General features: G+C 67.5%; 6 protein-coding genes and 1 pseudogene. 3 read left to right on the plus strand and 4 right to left on the minus strand.

Annotated features, from left to right (window positions below):
* A partial coding sequence (gene htpG / locus VET27_RS26310; protein ID WP_526522963.1) for a molecular chaperone HtpG occupies nucleotides 1-1,653 on the plus strand: 1,653 nt, incomplete at its 5' end.
* Nucleotides 1,654-1,694: 41 nt separating this feature from the next.
* On the opposite strand, the gene VET27_RS26315 is transcribed toward htpG, so the two are convergent.
* The 3 genes from VET27_RS26315 to VET27_RS26325 form a co-directional block, all read right to left on the minus strand.
* Entirely contained in the window at nucleotides 1,695-2,105 is a 411-nt protein-coding gene (locus VET27_RS26315) for an MmcQ/YjbR family DNA-binding protein (protein ID WP_526522965.1), read from the minus strand.
* A gap of 105 nt (nucleotides 2,106-2,210) precedes the next feature.
* Nucleotides 2,211-2,612, minus strand: a complete 402-nt coding sequence (locus VET27_RS26320) for a type II toxin-antitoxin system VapC family toxin (RefSeq protein ID WP_526522967.1) — start codon at nucleotides 2,610-2,612, stop codon at nucleotides 2,211-2,213.
* Nucleotides 2,609-2,845, minus strand: coding sequence for a FitA-like ribbon-helix-helix domain-containing protein (locus tag VET27_RS26325; protein ID WP_526522969.1), 237 nt, complete (start codon nucleotides 2,843-2,845; stop codon nucleotides 2,609-2,611). The genes VET27_RS26320 and VET27_RS26325 overlap by 4 nt, the downstream gene beginning before the upstream one ends.
* A 29-nt stretch (nucleotides 2,846-2,874) precedes the next feature.
* Between VET27_RS26325 and VET27_RS26330 the strand changes: the two genes are divergently transcribed.
* Together VET27_RS26330 and larC are read left to right on the plus strand one after the other, a co-directional pair.
* Complete coding sequence (locus tag VET27_RS26330) at nucleotides 2,875-3,360, plus strand: cation:proton antiporter domain-containing protein (protein WP_526522971.1); 486 nt, start codon at nucleotides 2,875-2,877, stop codon at nucleotides 3,358-3,360.
* Between the two features lie 66 nt (nucleotides 3,361-3,426).
* A pseudogene (gene larC / locus VET27_RS26335) lies at nucleotides 3,427-3,579 on the plus strand (nickel insertion protein); the annotation flags it as partial.
* A gap of 21 nt (nucleotides 3,580-3,600) precedes the next feature.
* Here larC and VET27_RS26340 read toward each other — a convergent pair.
* Nucleotides 3,601-4,488: an SDR family NAD(P)-dependent oxidoreductase gene (locus VET27_RS26340; protein WP_526522973.1), complete on the minus strand. Its 888-nt coding sequence runs from the start codon at nucleotides 4,486-4,488 to the stop codon at nucleotides 3,601-3,603.
* Nucleotides 4,489-4,814: the final 326 nt, after the last annotated feature.

Consider the following 4,814-nt stretch of genomic DNA (forward strand, 5'->3'; position numbering starts at 1 on the left):
CGGGAGGAGGTCGTCGACCTGATCGGCACGATCGCCAAGTCGGGCACCGCGGAGATGCTCGGCAAGCTGCGGCAGGCCCGGGAGTCCGGCGGCGGGTCGGAGCAGGCGACCGCGGAGATGATCGGACAGTTCGGCGTCGGCTTCTACTCCAGTTTCATGGTCGCCGACCGGGTCGTGCTGGTGACGCGAAAGGCCGGCACCCACACCGGGGTGCGGTGGGAGTCCAACGGTGAGGGGACCTACACCGTCTCCGACGACCCGGACGCGCCGCAGGGCACGGCGGTCACGCTGCACCTCAAGCCCGAGGACGTCGAGGACCAGCTGCACGACTTCGCGAATCCGGCGACCGTCCGCGGCATCGTCAAGCGCTACTCGGACTTCATCACCTGGCCGATCCGGATGGCGCCGGACAACAAGGCGGGCGACCCAGACGACACAGCGGCCGAGCCAATGGTGGTCAACTCCCGCAAGGCGCTGTGGGCGCGTGCGCAGAGCGAGGTGTCGGAGGAGGAGTACGCCGAGTTCTACCACCACGTCAGCCACGACTGGCGGCCGCCGCTGGAGACCATCCGGCTGTCCGCCGAGGGCAATTTCGAGTACCAGGCGCTGCTGTTCCTGCCCAGCCACGCGCCGATGGACCTGTTCATGCGGGAGAGCAAGCGCGGCGTGCAGCTATACGTCAAACGGGTGTTCATCATGGACGACTGCGAGGCGCTGATCCCCGAGTACCTTCGCTTCGTCAAGGGTGTCGTCGACGCGAACGACTTGTCGCTCAACATCTCTCGGGAGATCCTGCAGCAGGACCGGCAGATCCAGTTGATCCGCAAGCGCCTGGTGAAAAAGGTGCTCTCGACGGTGAAATCGATGCTGGAGAAGGAGCCTGAGAAGTACGCGACGTTCTGGACCGAACTCGGCCGGGCCGTCAAGGAGGGCCTGATCTCCGACCATGACAACCGGGACGCGATCCTGGAGATCTGCTCGTTCCCCACCACGCACGGCGCGGACAAGCCGACGACGCTGCACGACTACCTGGAGCGCATGCCCGAGGGCCAGGACTCGATCTACTACGTCACCGGCGAATCCCGGTCGGCGCTGGAGAACTCCCCGCACATGGAGGCCTTCCGCGCGAAGGGCTACGAGGTGCTGCTGCTGACCGACCCGGTGGACGAGGTGTGGGTCGACGCTGTGCCGTCGTTCGAGGAGAAGCCGTTCGTGTCGATCGCCCGGGGCGAGGTGGACCTGGGCGGTGACGACGTCGACGAGGACACCAAGAAGGGTTTCGACGAGCTGCTGTCCTGGATGGCGACCACTCTGGCCGACGACGTCAAGGAGGTCCGGCTCTCGCACCGGCTTGTCGACTCCGCCGCCTGTCTGGTCAACGACCCGGGCGACCTCACTCCGACCCTGGAGAAGATGTACCGGGCGATGGGTCAGGAACTGCCGAAGGTCAAGCGGACCCTGGAGCTGAACCCGCAGCACGCCCTGGTCACCGGGCTCAAGTCCGCCCACGAGGCGCGGGCGGACGATCCCGGGCTGGCCGACACGGCGCACCTGCTCTACGGGATGGCGCTGCTGGCCGAGGGCGGGGAACTGGCGGAACCGGCGTCGTTCGTGGCGATGTTGTCCAAGCGGCTGGAGAGCACCCTGGCTTGATTCACCAAGTCGCTGTGTTGGTCAGCTCGGTGGCTGCGCCCTCAGCCAGGCTGCGCCCTCAGCCAGGCCGCGGCCCGGCGTGGCGAGGCACGGGACAGCCATGCGTCCTGGATGACCTCCGCCAATTCCTGCCTGGTCAGCTCACCGACCCGGCCGGCCCGGAGCAGCACCGATCGGTGGCCGTTGAAATGCGGGGTGGTGAAGAACGGGCTTCTCTCGTCCTGAACCATCGCCAGTTTGTCCTCGTCAGACGGCACCCAGAAGACGATGACATCCGGGTAGCGCTCGCCGGTCTCGGGATCGACGGCGTCAGGGCGCGGCGTGCGGAAGAAGACGAACGACTTTGCGCCCACCTGGTAGACGGGGTTGTCACCCGATCCATGTTCGACCGTGACAAATGGCAGGCCGGCGGCGATCTCGTGCACGTCCTCGACGGAAGCCGGGAGTGTCATGTCCATGTCCCATGTTCTTACTCGGATTGCTCGGCGAAAGCAGCCGCGTCACCAGCTCGAGCCGATCGAAGAAGTGGACTGATCGCTGACGGCCCGAACGCGGACTTACTCGGTCGGCGGTAGCGCGAACTCGCAGCGAGTTCCTGTGGAGCGGCTCAATCGAAGATCGAGAGTCGCGAGTCCGGCCCCGATCGTCTCGGCCAGTGCGACGTACCATGCGTCATAGGCGGTGACGGTGGAACGCAGCTCCCACACTCGGGATGCACACAAGCTGTACGGAAACAGCTCGATGGGCAGCGACATCAGGTCCTGATGAGCGAGTGACGCGACGTCGGTGGAGATTTCGCCGGCAGACGCCGAGCGTCGGAGGATGTTCGCAGCCTCGACCGGCATCAGGTGCGGCGCGGCCAGTGGGCCCGACATCAGCACCTCCTCCGCCCATTCCCCGACCGATCCCCCGTCGATCAGGGCCGCAACCATCACGGACGAGTCGACGACGATCGTCATGCGCGGTCGGCGTCGCGGACAGCGAGCACCTGCTCGACGCTGATCGCGCTGCCGGTCGCGTTTTTCCTGGCGCGGACCCTTGCCACCCACACCTCAGCGTCCGGCCGGCTGGCCATGTCGACCAAGCGCGCCCGCAGGTACTCCTGAAGGGAGCGCCCGGTGAGGGCGGCGCGGGCCGCCAACTCCTCGCTGGCCTCATCGGGGACGTCGCGGATGGTGATGGATTTCGGCACAGCACCATTATGCTGCTCTCGCTGTCGAAATGCCAGCACAGCGCCCTCCGCGCGACGGCGGGGTCGGCGAGAAGCTCGTCCTGCTGGTCATCTTCGCCGCGTTGGTGGGCGTCGGGGCGGTCCTGCTGCTGCGAGCGGGTCGTTCGATGCGACTCGGGACGATCCTGGTGCGCATTCAGGACACCACCGCCGAGATCCGGGTCCGGTTCGCGGTGCTGCTCCTGGTGGCACTCGTGGCATTGGCCGGGCATTTGGGTCTGGAAACGATCCTCGGAGCCTTCCTGGCCGGCGCGATCGTTGGACGGGTGGATCGGGACTCGAGCACGCATCCGCATTTCCGGATCAAGCTCGAAGCCATCGGATACGCGGGATTCGGCCCGTCGGGCACGAAGGCAACCTCGGTGATCGGTCCGTCGAAGCCGGTGCCGAGCGTGGCGCGACGCGGCCCCAACCGAGATTGCCGACCTGTTCACCGCCGCGGCATCGTCTCCCGCCGGGGGTGCACTCGCTTGTGAGGTCGCCGCGCGTCGCGCTCGACGCGGTAGTCCGGAACCTGGTGACCACGACTACCGACCCTCGCGGTGCGCGTGCACGATGTCGCGCGCCGGGCACTGTCCCGCGACAGCGTCGAGGTGGTCCTCGAGGGCCAGATCGTGAGCGTCAAGCCGGTTTTCCTCGACGGCGACGTGCCGACGCTGCAGCCGGAGTTCGACGATGCCCGTGCCGCGGCCGAGGCGCTCCGCGGGCCAGGTCGGTCAAGCGGTAACGCGGGCGCTGTCTCCGGCGGTCGCGGCGAACGAGGTTCCCGACACCATGCGTGCCTGGTCGGAGGCGAGAAAGACGACCAGCGGTACGACGTCTTCGGGCTCGACCCAGGGCACACCGAGCGGGGACTTGGCAGCGAGTGCTTCCGTGGCAGCTTTCTCGTCGCGGTCGAAGTCGCCGCTGGGCTGCGCGCCGCCGTCGGACAGTGCTTGGGCGTATCGATCTTCGTGCCGGGTGAGGACGGTGTTGACCAAGCCCGGAATAACGGCGTTGACGGTGATCCGGTGCGGGCCGAGTTCGAGTGCGGCCGACTTCATCAGTCCGATGATTCCCCACTTGGAGGCCGAGTATGCCGCACCGAATTTCGTGCCGTGCTGACCCTGGGTGGAGGACGTGACGATGATGCGCCCGCCTCCGCGCCGCACGAGGCAGGGTGCGAAGACGCGCAAGGTGTTCGCGGTGCCGGTGAGGTTGACGTCGATCTGGTCGTGCCAGTCCGGGTCGGTCATGTCGAGGAGCGGTTTGAACGCCTGAATGCCGGCGTTGGCGAAGACGATGTCGATCCGGCCCCATTGCGCTTCGATGGCGTCGGCGGCCTCGCGCAGCGCGCCGATGTCGCGCTGGTCGACGATGTGTGCCAGCCATTGCGCACCGGACTCGGACACCAGACGCCCGGTCTCGGCGAGGTCCGCGGGACTGGCTGGCGCGAAATCGAGGGTGGAGCTGACGTGGCCGGCGATGTCGATGCCTGCGATGTCGGCACCGGCGCCGGCCAGAGCAACGGCCGCGGCCCGTCCGATGCCGCGGGCCGCACCGGTGACCACGGCGACCCGCCCCGAGAGCAGCCCCGACTGGATGGGCGGATGTGGCGTGGACACAGGGCGAACCACCTTTCGTCGCCGATGCCGATGCGGCCAGACGCGCTGCTGTCACGGCCGACCGCGTGTGGGTCTACGGACGACCGCATCGCGACTTGACACTACCGGCTCGGTGCGGGTCCAACTGGCCCCTTGAACTTCGGCTCTCCTTCGCAGCGCGCGCGTACAGTCCAGGTGCCGCGGGGCGCATCCACCGACCGTAAAGCGATCACACAGGTTCAGCCGCGCTCCGGCACCGGATGTCACCGGACCGTAAGGACTCCTGCTGGGTGGATCTCGCGACGGCCGATGTCGCCGCGTCCACCGCGTTCCACGGCGCCCTGCCG

The organism is Mycobacterium sp. (genome assembly GCF_035633495.1).
GTDB lineage: Bacteria > Actinomycetota > Actinomycetes > Mycobacteriales > Mycobacteriaceae > Mycobacterium.